General features: G+C 45.1%; 16 protein-coding genes. 15 read left to right on the forward strand and 1 reads right to left on the reverse strand.

Features of this window, described 5'->3' with window-relative positions; all coding sequences use genetic code 11:
- Nucleotides 1-64: 64 nt before the first annotated feature.
- A complete protein-coding gene (locus QZL69_RS02295; protein ID WP_022213608.1) occupies nucleotides 65-439 on the reverse strand; it encodes a metal-dependent transcriptional regulator in 375 nt (124 codons plus the stop codon).
- Between the two features lie 457 nt (nucleotides 440-896).
- On the opposite strand from QZL69_RS02295, the gene QZL69_RS02300 reads away from it, so the two are divergent.
- From QZL69_RS02300 to QZL69_RS02370, 15 genes are all read left to right on the forward strand, one after another.
- Entirely contained in the window at nucleotides 897-1,106 is a 210-nt protein-coding gene (locus QZL69_RS02300) for a FeoA family protein (RefSeq protein WP_118252927.1), read from the forward strand.
- A gap of 213 nt (nucleotides 1,107-1,319) precedes the next feature.
- Nucleotides 1,320-1,538 (forward strand): FeoA family protein, encoded by a 219-nt coding sequence (locus QZL69_RS02305; protein ID WP_022213610.1) that lies wholly within the window; start codon nucleotides 1,320-1,322, stop codon nucleotides 1,536-1,538.
- 104 nt (nucleotides 1,539-1,642) lie between these two features.
- On the forward strand, nucleotides 1,643-3,823 hold the full coding sequence (gene feoB / locus QZL69_RS02310) for a ferrous iron transport protein B (RefSeq protein WP_022213611.1): 2,181 nt from the start codon (nucleotides 1,643-1,645) through the stop codon (nucleotides 3,821-3,823).
- Between the two features lie 98 nt (nucleotides 3,824-3,921).
- Nucleotides 3,922-4,119 (forward strand): FeoB-associated Cys-rich membrane protein, encoded by a 198-nt coding sequence (locus tag QZL69_RS02315; protein WP_022213612.1) that lies wholly within the window; start codon nucleotides 3,922-3,924, stop codon nucleotides 4,117-4,119.
- 10 nt (nucleotides 4,120-4,129) lie between these two features.
- Nucleotides 4,130-4,279 carry a hypothetical protein gene (locus tag QZL69_RS02320; RefSeq protein ID WP_022213613.1) on the forward strand — a complete coding sequence of 50 codons (150 nt, stop codon included), beginning with the start codon at nucleotides 4,130-4,132 and terminating at the stop codon, nucleotides 4,277-4,279.
- 125 nt (nucleotides 4,280-4,404) lie between these two features.
- A complete protein-coding gene (locus QZL69_RS02325; protein ID WP_022213614.1) occupies nucleotides 4,405-4,839 on the forward strand; it encodes a DMT family transporter in 435 nt (144 codons plus the stop codon).
- Between the two features lie 153 nt (nucleotides 4,840-4,992).
- Entirely contained in the window at nucleotides 4,993-5,616 is a 624-nt protein-coding gene (locus QZL69_RS02330) for a helix-hairpin-helix domain-containing protein (RefSeq protein ID WP_227222800.1), read from the forward strand.
- A 10-nt stretch (nucleotides 5,617-5,626) separates the two neighbouring features.
- Nucleotides 5,627-6,316, forward strand: a complete 690-nt coding sequence (locus QZL69_RS02335; RefSeq protein ID WP_022213616.1) for a response regulator transcription factor — start codon at nucleotides 5,627-5,629, stop codon at nucleotides 6,314-6,316.
- Nucleotides 6,317-6,319: 3 nt separating this feature from the next.
- A complete protein-coding gene (locus tag QZL69_RS02340; protein WP_022213617.1) occupies nucleotides 6,320-7,747 on the forward strand; it encodes a sensor histidine kinase in 1,428 nt (475 codons plus the stop codon).
- A gap of 10 nt (nucleotides 7,748-7,757) precedes the next feature.
- Nucleotides 7,758-8,702 carry a GerMN domain-containing protein gene (locus QZL69_RS02345; protein WP_022213618.1) on the forward strand — a complete coding sequence of 315 codons (945 nt, stop codon included), beginning with the start codon at nucleotides 7,758-7,760 and terminating at the stop codon, nucleotides 8,700-8,702.
- 66 nt (nucleotides 8,703-8,768) lie between these two features.
- Complete coding sequence (locus QZL69_RS02350; RefSeq protein ID WP_291517930.1) at nucleotides 8,769-10,961, forward strand: DNA internalization-related competence protein ComEC/Rec2; 2,193 nt, start codon at nucleotides 8,769-8,771, stop codon at nucleotides 10,959-10,961.
- Between the two features lie 279 nt (nucleotides 10,962-11,240).
- Nucleotides 11,241-12,224 (forward strand): glycosyltransferase family 39 protein, encoded by a 984-nt coding sequence (locus QZL69_RS02355; protein WP_291517928.1) that lies wholly within the window; start codon nucleotides 11,241-11,243, stop codon nucleotides 12,222-12,224.
- A gap of 74 nt (nucleotides 12,225-12,298) precedes the next feature.
- A complete protein-coding gene (locus QZL69_RS02360) occupies nucleotides 12,299-13,102 on the forward strand; it encodes a hypothetical protein (RefSeq protein WP_291517929.1) in 804 nt (267 codons plus the stop codon).
- Nucleotides 13,099-14,082 carry a DNA polymerase III subunit delta gene (gene holA, locus QZL69_RS02365; protein ID WP_022213622.1) on the forward strand — a complete coding sequence of 328 codons (984 nt, stop codon included), beginning with the start codon at nucleotides 13,099-13,101 and terminating at the stop codon, nucleotides 14,080-14,082. The genes QZL69_RS02360 and holA overlap by 4 nt, the downstream gene beginning before the upstream one ends.
- Before the next feature lie 64 nt (nucleotides 14,083-14,146).
- Nucleotides 14,147-14,779 carry a hypothetical protein gene (locus QZL69_RS02370; RefSeq protein ID WP_022213623.1) on the forward strand — a complete coding sequence of 211 codons (633 nt, stop codon included), beginning with the start codon at nucleotides 14,147-14,149 and terminating at the stop codon, nucleotides 14,777-14,779.
- Nucleotides 14,780-14,824: the final 45 nt, after the last annotated feature.

The following is a 14,824-nucleotide window of genomic DNA, read 5'->3' on the forward strand; positions in this document are numbered from 1 at the left end:
GCGTAACTGCCAGGCTCCTGCCTTTTGAAACTACTGTACAAATCTGATATCTGATAGAAATATATTATTCCATACTGTTAAGATCAATGTGTTTCTTGATCGCGGCAAAGCTCTCGGTACTGATCACGTGCTCGATCTTGCAGGCATCACTTGCTGCAACAACCGGGTCAACACCCAGTTTCTCAAGCCACTCAGAAAGAAAGAGATGACGCTCGTAAATTTTCTCTGCGGTTGCACGTCCTGATTCGGTCAGGTAAAGGTATCCCTCAGGTGATACGGTGATCTGATCGGTCTCACGAAGCTTCTTCATGGCAACGCTGACGCTGGATTTCTTGAATCCAAGTTCAGAGGCAACATCTACGGAGCGAACGACCGGATGGGATTTGCTTAAGATAAGAATCGTTTCCAGATAGTTTTCGGCGGATTCGTTTGTATGCATTCTTACACCCCAATTCTGCTGAAAGAAATCATGCGTTTGTTTGCATAATCTCGTATTGCTTTGTATTATTGATATCATATCATATTTTCGCGTCCGGAACAAGATGAATGCAGAGAAAACCGCAAAAATCCAATGTTTTTTATAATTGCATATTTTGGCACAAACAGAGACTCCTGCCCGGAAAGGCAGGAATTTTTTTATACAAATTTGCACAATAGTTATGCAAAACGAACGAATATTGTATATAACAAACAAGAGTCACTTGCAACAAATAAAAGTTTTATGATGCAAATTATGGTTATGATTAACGAATGCAGGTTATATAGAACGAAAAAAAGTGCTTGACAGCTTACCAACGTTAGAATATACTAACTTAGTAGAAAAAGGAAGTGGTCTGTGACTGCGGTCTTTTTAAACGAAAAAAATTATCATTAGAGAAAGAAGAGTAGATACCATGATGCCACTTACAATGGCCGGAATCGGCGAAGTAAATACAATTCTCAAGATCGGTGGAAATGAAGAAACAAGAAGATTTCTCGCAAACCTTGGATTTGTAACAGGTACAGAGATTTCAGTAGTGTCTGCGATCGGCGGCAATGTAATCGTTAACGTCAAAGATGCCCGTGTAGCAGTCAACTCAGATATGGCAAAGCATATTATGATCTGACAGCCCCAGGGTTTAAAATTGCAGCCACGTTGTATGCTTGCATACATTAGCGGATGAATTTGAAACCCGCCAAACATGAGGAAGTAGCGATTTTCGAAGAAAATCAGCGGATTCCGAATGTCTGTAGAAGTGTGGAATTGCGAAGCAATGGAGCACTTCGTCAGGGGCGTCAAGTATATATAATAAATCAACAAGAGGAAAGGAGACAGAACAATGACTTTAGGTGAGGCAAAAGTCGGAAGTACCGTTGTTGTAACTAAGATTGAGGGAGACGGCGCTTACAAACGACGCATTATGGATATGGGAATCACCAAAGGAAGCGAAATCTACATCAGAAAAGTCGCTCCGCTTGGAGATCCTGTTGAGATCACTGTAAGAGGCTATGAGTTATCCGTAAGAAAGAACGATGCTCAGTGCGTACAGGTAAAATAAGGATTGCTGTTCCCAGCAATGAATCATGTTCTGTACATAAGAATTAAAGTTTTGTTGAGCGGCCTTATGGCTGCAACAAAGAGGGATTAAGGAGGTAAGAAAAAATGGCAATTAAGATTGCACTTGCCGGCAACCCGAACTGTGGTAAAACAACAATGTTCAACGCATTAACGGGCGCTAACCAGTATGTAGGAAACTGGCCGGGAGTTACTGTAGAGAAAAAAGAAGGTAAATTAAAAGGCAAAAGAGGAAAAGGCGAGGATGTTATCGTAACTGACCTTCCTGGTATCTATTCCATGTCACCATACACTCTGGAAGAAGTAGTCAGCCGTGACTATGTCCTGAAAGAGAACCCAGATGTTATCATCGATCTTGTCGATGCAACAAACATCGAGCGTAACCTGTATCTGACCACTCAGCTTGTTGAGACCGGTGTTCCGGTTGTCATCGCGCTGAACATGGCAGACCTTCTTGAAAAAAGAGGAATCAAGATCGATGTTAAGCGTCTTTCCATGCTGCTTGACTGCCCGATCGTTGAGACATCCGCACTGAAGGGCGAAGGTCTTGACAAACTGATCGACGAAGCAATCAAAACAGCAAAGAAGAGCAGCGCTGATCTTCCAAAAGAAGTCTTCTCCAAAGAAATGGAAGCAGCTATCGCTGATGTGAAGGATGTTCTTCCGGAATCTATCACAGAAGACAAGAAGAGATGGTATGCGATCAAATTCCTTGAAAACGATGAGAAAGTAAAGGAATCCATCAAACTTTCCGCTTCTGCACAGTCTACTGTAGACAGCAAACGTCAGGCAATCGAAAAGAAACATGACGATGATATGGAAAGTATCGTAACAGATGAGAGATATACTTTCATCCAGAAGATCGTAAACACAACTGTTAAGAAAGGTAAAGACAAACTTACCGTATCCGATAAGATCGACCGTATCGTTACCAACCGTATCCTTGGTATCCCGATCTTCATCGCGATCATGTGGTTAGTATATTATGTATCTGTAACAACAGTTGGTACATTCGTAACAGACTGGACAAATGATGTATTCGTAGTAGCTATTCAGGACTTCGCAAGCAATATCCTCGGCAGCATCGGCGCTGGCGATATGGTAATGGGACTTGTAGTTGACGGTATCATCGGTGGTCTTGGTGCAGTACTTGGATTCGTTCCTCAGATGGCGATCCTGTTCCTGTTCCTGTCCATCCTTGAAGACTGTGGTTACATGGTACGTATCGCATTTGTTATGGACCGTGTATTCCGTCACTTCGGACTTTCCGGTAAGAGCTTCATTCCGCTCCTTATTTCTTCTGGATGCGGTATCCCTGGAATCATGGCTTCCAAGACCATCGAGCAGGATAATGACAGACGTCTTACTATCATGACAGCAACATTTATTCCTTGTGGTGCAAAACTTCCGGTTATCGCTCTTATGGGTGGTGTAATTGCTGGTGAGACCGCAGGATATGCAGAGAGCTCCTTTATCGCTCCTCTGATGTACTTTATCGGAATCGTAGCTGTACTTGTAGCAGCGATCATTCTTAAGAAAACAAAACCGTTCTCCGGTAAACCGGCTCCGTTCGTAATGGAGCTTCCGCAGTATCATATTCCGCAGGCTAAGACAGTTCTCCTTCACGTATGGGAAAGACTGAAAGGCTTCATCATCAAAGCTGGTACAATCCTGTTCCTTGCTTGTGTAGTAATGTGGTTCCTTGGTGGATTTGGATTCACAGATGGTGGATTCGGTATGGTAGAAGACAGCGCAGACAGCCTTATGGCAGCAATCGGCGGTGTGATCGCTCCGATCTTCGCACCACTTGGATTTGGCGAGTGGCAGCCGGTAGCAGCTTCTATCTCCGGTTTCACAGCAAAAGAAGCTATCGTATCTACAATGGGTGTCCTGGCTAACGTAGCTGGTGATACAGAAGATGCAGTAAACGTTGCAGCAGGTGTTGCAAGCTGGTTCCCGACAGGAATCGCAGCTTTCTCCTTCCTGATGTTCAACCTTCTTGATTCTCCTTGCCTTGCAGCTATCGCAACAATGGCAAAAGAAATGAACGACAAGAAATGGTTCTGGTTCGCAATTCTCTTCCAGAACGTATTCGCTTACATCGTTTGCCTCTGCTTCTATCAGATCGGTTCTTTCGTAACTGGTGGAGCATTTGGTATCGGTACTGTAGTAGGATTCGTAGTACTTATCGCAATGCTGTTCCTGCTGTTCAGACCAGATCCATACAAAGATCAGAAAGTTTATTCCAAACGTTCTGTACAGGCATAAGAAATTATGAAATAATAAAGGGGCTGGATGCAGTTGATGTGTCCGGCCTCTGTTTTCACTTTATATGACTGGCAGTATTTAAAGAGAGGATGAGTGAAATGCTGGCAAATATTATTATCATGGCTTTGATCCTTGGATATTGTGCATACATAATCTACAAAAATGTAAAAAATGCTAAAGAAGGTAAACACATGGGCTGCAGTGGATGCAGCGGCAACTGTGGAAGCTGCGGCGGATGCAGCGGGGCTGCTTTCAACAAAAGTACTGCGCAGTCTTCTAAAAAACGTCTGAAATAGGAGGTGCTGTATGGGAAATTCAACAGGATCCACGATGTATATGTTCGGTGCAGTCATTGTTATCTACATTGTAGGAATGCTGCTCTATCAGGGATTTCAGTGGATCAAGAAAAAAAGAGCACAGAAAAAGGACGAAGAGTTCAGAAACAGTGAAAAATAACAGCAGATATTAAAGTGTATAAAAATACCGAGATCCGTATATGCTGATATTAAACAGGATAAAGAGACTGGAATTGATAAACCAGTCTCTTTTTATTGCATTGCATATTGCGGAGGGATATTACTATGTGGGGATTTCTTGCAGCACTGATCTCAGGTGCATTGATGAGTATTCAGGGAGTTTTTAATACGGAAGTGACGAAACAGAGCAGCCTGTGGGTATCGACGGGCTGGGTGCAGCTCTCGGCTTTTGCAGTCTGCGTTGCCGCGTGGCTTTTTACAGGGCGGCAGAGCGTTTCTGCGTTATGGCAGGTGGAGAATAAATACACACTTCTTGGAGGCGTGATCGGAGCATTTATCACGATCACCGTGATCCAGAGCATGGGCGCACTCGGTCCTGCAAAAGCAGCCATGCTGATCGTGATCTCGCAGCTGATCGTTGCATATCTGATCGAACTGATGGGGCTTTTTGGCGTGGATAAAGAGCCTTTTGAGTGGAGAAAAGTCCTGGGAATGCTGATCGCGATCGCCGGGATCGTGATCTTTAAATGGCAGAAATAAGGGTAATCCTGGAAGAATAGAAGTTTCCTATTGTAAAACACAGGGGAATTGGGTAAAATAAGACATGGTCAAGTATATACCGGGGGGAGACTGCCTTAATATAGAAGGGAGTGAACCGGTATTATCACAAAATCAATAAGAAAATACTGTACAGTGCTTTTGTCGATCGCGCTTTTTACAGGGATTTTCTGTGCGGGATGTGGCGCGAGAAGTGATGAGATATTGCTTGAAAGCCAGGAAGATACTTCTGATACTGTAGAAGAAACAGAGCAGGAGGAAAGAGAGATGACTGACGAAATTCCGTCAGTGACACCTGAACCGCAGGAAATTTTTGTGGATGTCTGTGGCGCTGTGAATCAGCCGGGAGTCTATGAGATGGATCCGGACAGCCGTGTTTTTCAGGCGATCGAGGCAGCGGGAGGAATGACGGAAGAGGCTTCCGGAATTTCTGTCAATCAGGCACAGCCACTCAGTGACGGACAGCAGGTTTATGTACCGACTGTTCAGGAAGCAGAGGAGGGCAGTTTTGTTCCGGCGGTACCTGAGACTACAGGAACGGGAGAAAGCATGGGTACAGAAGATGGAATTGTCAATCTGAATACAGCAGATGCCGAGACGCTCAAGACACTGTCAGGCATTGGAGATTCCAAGGCACAGGCGATCCTTGCATACAGGGAGGAACACGGAGGTTTTTCCAGCATCGAGGAGATCATGCAGGTCCCCGGAATCAAAGAAAGTACCTTTTCAATGATAAAGGATAAGATTGCAGTAAAATAAGGAGAATGGAATGAGCAGAAAAGTTTTAGTAGTAGATGACGAAAAACTGATCGTAAAAGGAATCCGCTTTAATCTGGAACAGGACGGAATGGAAGTGGACTGTGCTTACGATGGAGAAGAAGCGGTGGAGAAGGCGAAGGAGAATAAATACGACATTATCCTTCTGGACCTGATGCTGCCGAAGATGGACGGGCTGGAAGTATGCCAGCAGATCCGGGAATTTTCCAATGTGCCGATCGTTATGCTTACTGCCAAAGGCGAAGACATGGACAAGATCCTGGGACTGGACTACGGTGCAGATGATTATATCACCAAACCGTTCAACATCCTTGAGGTCAAGGCACGTATCAAAGCCATTATGCGTCGTGCCCGTTCTGAACATGAAGAGAAAGAAAAAGCAAAGACAATCCAGGCAGGTGACCTTAAGCTGGACTGCGAGAGCCGTCGTGTATTTATTGCAGACAGAGAGATCAATCTGACAGCGAAGGAATTTGATGTGCTGGAACTTCTGGTATTCAACCCGAACAAGGTTTACAGCCGTGAGAATCTTCTGAATATCGTATGGGGATATGAATATCCGGGTGATGTCCGTACTGTCGATGTACATATCCGCCGTCTTCGTGAAAAAATTGAGGCGAATCCCAGTGAGCCGAAGTATGTACACACCAAATGGGGCGTAGGATACTATTTCCAGGCATAACCCATGGTAACGAAAAAAAAGACAAAATTTTTTAAAAGTCTGCGTTTTCGTATCTTTATTATCCTTATTATTCTGGGAATCGTGCCGGGAATTATCGTGACACAACTGATGATACACTATTACGAAAATCAGGCAGTGGAAGTAAGTGTGAGTGCAGTACGCACAGAATGCGCGATTCTCTGCGACCAGATCATCAAGGAAAATTATCTCAATGACTCCAGCTCCGAGGCTGTCAACAGCAAGCTGGAGTTATTGTCTAATGTCTATGGCGGCAGAATCCTTGTGGTTGACAGAGATTTCAAGATAGTCAGAGATACCTATCATGTGGAAGAGGGTAGAACTCTTGTTTCGTCCAAGGTGATACGCTGTTTTAAGAATGGTGATTCTGACGAGTTTAAAAAGATCGGACAGATGATCGAACTGGTAGTTCCGGTCAAAAGTGCAGATGTGTCTCAGGTTCAGGGAGCCATGCTGGTGAATATTTCCGGAAGTGAGATCGCTGCCATAGCAGGAGATCTGGAGCAGAAAGGAATCCTGATCATCTGTATTATTATTGTATTATCGCTGTTTCTGGCGTATATCCTGTCGACTGTCCTGGTAAAACCGCTTGCGAGAGTTACCAAGGCAATTGAAGACCTGACAGATGGCTATCAGCAGGACGAGATCAGTGTGCCGGACTATACAGAGACAGAACTTATCACAGATGCCTTTAACAAGATGCTTGCCAGAATGAAAGTTCTGGATGAGTCACGATCGGAGTTTGTATCAAATGTCTCTCATGAACTCAAGACTCCGATGACTTCCATGAAAGTCCTCGCAGATTCTCTGGTAGGACAGCAGGGTGTCCCGGAGGATCTGTATCAGGAGTTTATGCGTGACATCACAGCGGAGATCGACCGTGAGAACAGGATCATCACTGACCTTCTGACGCTGGTCAAGATGGATAAGAAAAACGCAGATCTTCAGATCCAGCATATGTCGATCAACCAGCTGCTGGAGGATATCCTGAAGCGCCTGCGTCCGATCGCGGACAAGAGAAACATCGATCTGATTCTTGACAGTTTCCGCCCGGTGGAGGCAGATGTGGACGAGCTGAAATTTACATCTGCGATCAGTAACCTGGTAGAAAATGCGATCAAGTACAATGTAGACGACGGATGGGTAAGAGTGTCGCTGGATGCGGATCACAAGTTCTTCTATGTGACAGTTGCCGATTCCGGAATGGGTATTCCGGAGGATTCTCTGAGCCGTATCTTTGAGAGATTTTACAGGGTGGATAAGTCTCATTCCAGAGAGATCGGAGGAACAGGACTTGGCCTTGCGATCACGAGAAGTACGATCGGCATGCATCATGGAGTGATCAAGGTATTCAGCAAAGAAGGGGAAGGAACTACTTTTTCCGTTCGTGTCCCACTGTCATATATTCCGTAGGAGGTGCCGGATGAAGAGAATATCAAAAGTGCTTCTTCTGGCGCTGATGGTCTGTACCTTGTTTGCAGGATGCAGCATAGAAACCATACAGTCAAAGAAAGAAGACAGTAAATATAATTTTTATTATCTCAATACAAATGAGACTGCGCTCAAGAGTGAACCCTATGAGCCGAAAGAAGAAACAAAAGAATACATGGTAAAAGCTCTGTTACAGAAATTAGGGAACGGAGAAGTACTGGAAGACGGAATCAGTCTTCTTCCGGAAAATGTTTCTGTAAGTTCTTATGATCTGCAGGATAATCTGCTGATCATAGATTTCAGCAAAGAATATTCAGAAATGAGCAAGGTAAGGGAAGTTCTTACCAGAGATGGAATTGTCCAGACATTTCTGCAGATACCGGATATTGCGAAGATCCGTTTTACAGTGGCAGGTCAGCCGCTTAAAGACTCCAGAAACCAGGAGATCGGGGATATGACGGACAGTACATTTGTGGAAGTATCAAAGAAAAATGAGGACAACTATCGATACGATACGTTTACCTTGTATTTTGCAGACAAGAGCGGCAAGAGACTTCTGAAAGAAACAAGAAATGTTTGTTACAGAAGGACGCTCCCAAAAGAGCGTGTTGTTCTGGAACAGCTTGCCAAGGGACCTTTGGAGGACGGACATTATGCAACGATTCCAGAGAATACTATGGCGATCAATGTGATTACGGCAGACAGAATCTGTTATCTTGACCTGAACAGTGAGTTCCAGGATGCAGCATTGGATGTGGCAGAAAATATTTCTGTTTATTCGGTGGTGAATTCCATTGTGGATTCCTGTGAGGCGGATAAGGTACAGATTTCCATTGAAGGAAACAGTGGAGGAAACTTCCAGAAGAATCTGCCGCTCTACAAATTTTATGAAAAAAACAAAGACCTTGTAATTCCGGATGAGGACGAGGAATCATAAGGCATTTCTATACAGAAAGGACAGGGAATGCGTAAAAGACCAGTGTGTTGTGCGTGCGTGTTCCTGATGTTGTGTCTGTGTATTCTGGACCTGGCAGGGATTCCTGTTATAAGAGGGAATCCGCTGCCACGTGAGGTCCGGGAATATATAGAGTCACATCCATCGGCTGTGATCTGCGGGGAAGTACAGCGGTGCCAGGACACGGAATATTCTCTTTCTGTCTATCTTAAACAAGTCTTTCTGCTCTGTCAGTCAGAGCGAATTCCCATCAGAAATATAAGAGTGTTTTTGGAGAAAAATGCAAAAGAAAATTTGAAAACAGGTATGGTTATCCAGGTCGGTGGTGAGCTGGAGCGGGTTTCTGCACCCAGAAATCCAGGCGAATTTGATTCGCAGCAGTACTATGCCTGCCAGGGAATTTATTATTTCCTGAAAAATGGAATTGTACAGAAAAAAGGCAGGAATTATTCAAAGTATGGACAGTTCCTGACAGAACTTCGGGGGCGAATCGGCGAAATCCTGCAGGAAACAGCGGGAGAGGATGCGGGAATCTACCAGGCGATGCTGCTGGGAGAAAAAAGCGGTCTGGATGAGGAGGTGAGGCTGCGGTATCAGATGGCGGGGATGGTGCATATCCTGGCTATTTCCGGACTACACATCAGCGTACTCGGAATGGGACTGTTTTCGTTACTCAAGAAGCTTTCATTTGGCAATGGATGGGCAGGATTTCTTTCACTGAGTGTGATCCTTCAGTATGGGATGCTGACAGGAAGCAGTGTGTCCGCAATGCGCGCTGTCTGCATGTTTGTGCTGGCAGTCGGAGCGCGGATTCTGGGGAGAAGCTATGATTTCCTGACTGCACTGGCTGTGTCTGCGATACTTTTGCTGCTCGATACACCGGCGTACCTGTACAGCAGCAGCTTCCTGCTTTCATTCGGGGCAGTGACAGGTCTGGGAATCGTGGCACCTGCCCTGAACCGTCTGGTGGGCAGTGAGCGTGCGTGGGTCAAAACACTTCTGTCATCCTTTGCCGTGCAGCTTACAACGCTGCCGGTGCTTCTTCGGATGTATGGTGAGGTATCAGTTCTGGGAATCGTTTTGAATCTGGCCGTGCTTCCTACGGTAAGTGTGGTGCTGATCTGCGGATTGTGTTGTGTGGCTGTTGGATTTATGAGTATTTCCGCTGCCGGGATCTGTCTGATTCCGGGAAAAATCCTGCTGATGCTTTACGAGAAACTTTGCGTGCTGGCAGGGGCCGTTCCGTTTTGTACATGGATCGGCGGCGCGCCGGAGATATGGCAGTGCGTGGTGTATTATGTCCTTCTGTTTGGCGGGATACAGATCGCTTTGTTCCTGAAGGAAAAAGGAGCGTACCGTGTGTGGAGAGTCCTGTCGAGAGGAATTTGTGTTGCTGTTGTCTGTGTGAGCATTTTTATTCTGGGATTCCGACAGAAAAATCTGATTTCGATCACCTGTCTGGATATCGGACAGGGGGACGGGATCGTGATACAGCTTCCGGGCGGCAAAACGGTCATGGTGGATGGTGGAAGCAGCAGTAAGAAAAAGGTTGCGTCGTATCAGATCCTTCCATATCTGAAAAATCAGGGGATTTCGGTGGTGGATGCCATGCTGATCTCACATACGGACCTTGATCATATCAGTGGCGTACAGGAACTGCTGACGTTGAAGGAAAAACATCTCACAACACTGCGTATAAAAAATCTGCTCCTCCCGGACTGGAAGGCACCGGAGGAGGTCTATTATGAACTGGAGGAGCAGGCGAAGAGGTGCGGGATTTCTGTGCTGAGGCTTCATCAGGGGCAGAAACTGCGGTTTGGGGATGGCTCTCTGGAAATCCTGTCGCCAGAGACAGGTGCGAAGGGGACGGATGTAAATGAAGAAGGGATTGTGATGGAACTACGGTACGGGAAATTCCGGGGGCTTTTTACTGGTGATATCGGAGCGGAGACGGAGAAAAAGCTGCTTCCGAAACTTGATGATGTGAATTTTCTTAAAGTAGGGCATCATGGGTCACGGTATTCTACCTGCCAGGAATTTCTGGATAAGATAAAGCCGGAACTTGCGGTGATCTCCTGCTCGGAATCCAATACGTATGGGCATCCGTCACCGGAAACGACGGCACGTCTTGAAGAGAACGGGATCCGGACGGAATATACGATGAAAAACGGGGCGATCACGGTTTATACAGATGGGCATTCTATACGTATGAAAACTTTTTGTAACGAAAAAACAGCGTAGAATCTACAGCTGTTTTGTAGTATGATAAACAGGAAAATAAATCAGAAGGAGGTGGAAGACATGGAGCGTATGCGAAAGACGGTTTTGTATCTGACATCATTCCTGCTTTTGGGGTGTCTTGGGTGGGTGTTTTTTCATGCATTGTGTACCATTCCCCAGGCAAAAAACATACTGAAAAACAGAACGGTGTTTCCACTGATCCTGGCAGGAAGTATATTTCTGCTGCTGTTGTTTGTGAAATTGGCAGACTGGTGCCGCTCATGGAAAAAACATACACTTATGAAGGCAACTGCCATTGTTTTCCTCCTGATTCTGGTATTACAGTTCCTGTATCTGTATTATGTGCGTTACTGGGTAGGGTATGATAACCTTCTGGTTCTGGATGAAGCCTGGTATATGCAGACGGATGGACATATTTCACCGGATTTTTATGATTCGTATTTTCAGCGTTATCCACATAATCATCCGGTTACGATTTTGCTGTACTGGGTTCTAAAAGCTGCGGGAAAACTGGGAGTATCCGGTTTATACTGGCCTTCTCATCTTCTGGGACTAGTAAGCATTGATCTTGCGCTGCTGTTCATGTGGAAACTGGCATGTGAAACTGAGGATATCCATCGGGGATTTCTTGTGGCGGTTCTGAGTCTTTTTGATCCGATTATTTATATATGGATTCCGTGGCATTATACAACTGTATGCCTGCTTCCGTTTCTGAGTGCGGGAATTTATTTCGGATGGAAGACGTGGAAAGCGGTGAATTTACGAAGTCAGATAATCTATGCGGCATGTACGGGGATTTTTACTGCGGTCGGAATGAGAATCCGGATAACAGAGGGAATCCTTCTGATTGCGTTTCTGATCATGGCAGTCTGTGTGAAAGGCTGGAATCGGTGCAGACTGGCTGCATGTCTGATTCCTTTTCTGGTGATATGTGGTCTGACTTGGGCCGGGACAGGCATGCTTCGAAATCATTATGCAGATTTTGACAGTTCCGATAAAGCATTTCCACCGGCTCATTTTGTAATGATGGGAGTTGGAGGAGATGGAACTTACAAAAAGAAAGATGTAGAATTTACAGCCCGGATCCCCGGAGAAGAAGCAAAGACAAAAGCAGATCTGCAGGAAGCAGGGAAAAGAATCAGAAATCTGGGTGTAAAAGGTACAATTTCTCTTGCGGGAGAAAAAATGCTGACTGTCTGGCAGGATGGTTCCTGCGGGTTTCAGTCGGAATGGCTTTATCCTCGGAATGGCTTTATCCATTGAAAGATTCCAGAGCTTTTCAATATATTTGTGGAGAAAAAAATGATCTGTTTCTATACTGGGCGCAGATTTTTTATGTGATGATTCTGTTTCTGACGCTGGCAGGAACGGCTGCATCTATGATAAGTGGAAGGATGGGCACAGGAATGCTATTGAGGCTTGTGCTGCTTGGAAATATTCTTTTCTATCTGATGTGGGAGGCACAGAACCGTTACAGTATTGGAATGGTGGGAATATTGCTTTTTCTTGCCGCAGATGGATGCCGTTTGCTGCAGAATGGGGAACTGGAAACAGAACATATTGTGCCGGTTTTGATCCGAAAAAGAGGCTGGGGAGCAGTAACTGCAATCCTGGCTGTGATGCTGGCGATTTTGCTGTACAGACCGTTGTTTGTGGAAGAAACGGAGTGGAGAGAGTTTTCTGTCCGGAATATTTACCGGGTGGGACAGAATCTTCAGGATATTGTTTCTGGTGACAGGGTTACGCAGACATTTGTGGCTTCATCGGCGTTTGATCACATTCTGGTACAGGGCTATCTCAAAAATGGTGCAGTACCGGACGGTGGGTGTCAGATGCTGATTCAGGATGAAGAAGGGAAGAAACTGGCAGAAGCATTTCTGAGTGCACAGCAGATTGCAGAAACTCAGCTTGATTTTACATTTGACCCAATTGTGCCGAATGGGGAAACTGTTTATACGATTGTTATTGAGCCGAAAGGAATCAGAGAAAATCATGCGCTGCAGCTGTATCGTTTCAACAGTTCTATGGATCTGTATCCGGCTGGAAAACTGAGTTGTAATGGCAGAGAAGAGAACGGGAATCTTATTTTTTCTGTTTATGAGGAAAGAACAGGGACAATTTTCAGGAGGATTTTTTTGTGAAAAATTTACAGGAAGATATCAAGACAGGGAATTTCAGGCGAGTGTATCTTTTGTGCGGGGATGAAGCCTATCTGAAGATCCAGTACAAGGATAAACTGATAAAAGCTCTGAACCCGGATGACGATACAATGAATTTCAGCAAATATGAGGGAAAGGGAATCGAAGTGAGGGAGATGATCGATCTCTGTGAAACGATGCCTTTTTTTGCGGATTACAGGGTGATTCTTGTGGAAAACTCTGGTTTTTTTAAGAACAAGTGTGATGAACTTGCTGATTATATAAAGACATTGCCGGATTATGTGCGGATGGTTTTTGTGGAAGAAGAAGTGGATAAACGAAGCCGTATGTACAAGGCAGTCAAGGCTGAAGGGCGAATCGTGGAGTTCGCAAAACAGGATGAAAAAACTCTGATGAGATGGGCGGCAGGAATCCTCGGACGTGAGGGACGAAAGATCACGACACGTGATATGGAGTTTCTTCTGACGAAGACAGGGACGGACATGGGAAATATCCGGAATGAGCTGGAGAAGCTGATCATGTTTACGATGGGACGTGATGTGGTTACGGCAGAGGATATTGAGGAGATATGTACGACACGGACGGAGAATAAGATTTTTGAGATGGTCCGTGCAGTTACGGAGAAGAACCAGAGGAAAGCGCTGGATCTCTACAATGACCTCCTGACCCTCAGGGAGCCGCCGATGAGGATTCTGTTCCTTCTGTCAAAGCAGTTCCGCCAGATGACGCTGGCGAAGAAGATGTCAGGAGAGGGTGCGGCGCAGAGTGAGATCGCATCAAGACTTGGTGTGCCGTCGTTTGCGGCACGGAATCTGCTGACCTGTGCACGGGCGTACAGTACGGAGGAGCTTGAACAGGCGGAAGTGGATTTTGTGGATTCGGAGGAAGCAGTGAAGACGGGCAGACTGCAGGATGTGCTGAGTGTGGAGCTGCTGATCGTGAAGTACAGCACCGGAAGATAAAAAAGAACAAATATGTAAAAAGAAAATGCTATACTGAGGCATCAAAAAGAATGGAGGCGGAAAAATGGTATTAGGGATTCTGGGGCTGGCAGCCATGATATTGTGCTGGGCTGCAGGCTCTTACTGGAAGAAGGTTTACTACTTAATATGGTTTTTATCTTTGCCGATGCCGATTTTTTGGTTTTTGTATAGCTTTTCGATGGATGAAGATGGCGATGGCGGGAGTTCTGGCGGGATAGAAGCGGTACTTACGGTAATAATCTTGATTATACTGGTAATAATATATGTAAAGGCAAGAAATCTGGGAGATGTAATTAATACATTTCTGCTGATGAATGTTAATATTTTGTTGATGATTTTATTGTCAGATTCTGGCTTTAGCAGATGGAACATGATAGTGTTTGTGATAACACTTCTGGCTTCGATAATCGCAGCAGTTGCCACATTTCGTGCAAAAGAGTATTCTTCAGTGTTGCCGAGTTCACTGCTTGCAGTAACATGGGGCAGATTCATGCTGGGTGTATTCGCCTTAGATTATGAAGAGATATACAGTTCCCTGGGGCTGACAAGTTTACCGGTGACTCTGGGCCTCGGAATTATACTGACAGCAGCAGGTTGTCTGCTACAGTTTTTTATCCTCAAAAAGACTGACATGGGAAAAAAGAAAAGAAACGTAATAAGTAATTTCTTGAAATAGAAGGAAAATGCCTTGAATAACTGCGTGTCGCATTCTCGTTACTTT

Origin of the sequence: Blautia sp. CAG:237 (assembly GCF_000436615.1) — a bacterium.
GTDB classification, from domain to species: domain Bacteria; phylum Bacillota; class Clostridia; order Lachnospirales; family Lachnospiraceae; genus Blautia_A; species Blautia_A intestinihominis.

What these genes read in the sequence shown, in the direction of transcription:
- QZL69_RS02305 (WP_022213610.1), top strand. Translation starts at nt 1,320, where the DNA reads ATGACTTTAGGTGAGGCAAAAGTCGGAAGTACCGTTGTTGTAACTAAG.
- QZL69_RS02340 (WP_022213617.1), top strand. Translation starts at nt 6,320, where the DNA reads ATGGTAACGAAAAAAAAGACAAAATTTTTTAAAAGTCTGCGTTTTCGT.
- QZL69_RS02335 (WP_022213616.1), top strand. Translation starts at nt 5,627, where the DNA reads ATGAGCAGAAAAGTTTTAGTAGTAGATGACGAAAAACTGATCGTAAAA.
- QZL69_RS02370 (WP_022213623.1), top strand. Translation starts at nt 14,147, where the DNA reads ATGGTATTAGGGATTCTGGGGCTGGCAGCCATGATATTGTGCTGGGCT.
- QZL69_RS02350 (WP_291517930.1), top strand. Translation starts at nt 8,769, where the DNA reads ATGTTGTGTCTGTGTATTCTGGACCTGGCAGGGATTCCTGTTATAAGA.
- QZL69_RS02300 (WP_118252927.1), top strand. Translation starts at nt 897, where the DNA reads ATGCCACTTACAATGGCCGGAATCGGCGAAGTAAATACAATTCTCAAG.
- QZL69_RS02295 (WP_022213608.1), bottom strand. Translation starts at nt 439, where the DNA reads ATGCATACAAACGAATCCGCCGAAAACTATCTGGAAACGATTCTTATC.
- feoB (WP_022213611.1), top strand. Translation starts at nt 1,643, where the DNA reads ATGGCAATTAAGATTGCACTTGCCGGCAACCCGAACTGTGGTAAAACA.
- QZL69_RS02315 (WP_022213612.1), top strand. Translation starts at nt 3,922, where the DNA reads ATGCTGGCAAATATTATTATCATGGCTTTGATCCTTGGATATTGTGCA.
- QZL69_RS02320 (WP_022213613.1), top strand. Translation starts at nt 4,130, where the DNA reads ATGGGAAATTCAACAGGATCCACGATGTATATGTTCGGTGCAGTCATT.
- QZL69_RS02325 (WP_022213614.1), top strand. Translation starts at nt 4,405, where the DNA reads ATGTGGGGATTTCTTGCAGCACTGATCTCAGGTGCATTGATGAGTATT.
- QZL69_RS02345 (WP_022213618.1), top strand. Translation starts at nt 7,758, where the DNA reads ATGAAGAGAATATCAAAAGTGCTTCTTCTGGCGCTGATGGTCTGTACC.
- QZL69_RS02355 (WP_291517928.1), top strand. Translation starts at nt 11,241, where the DNA reads ATGAAGGCAACTGCCATTGTTTTCCTCCTGATTCTGGTATTACAGTTC.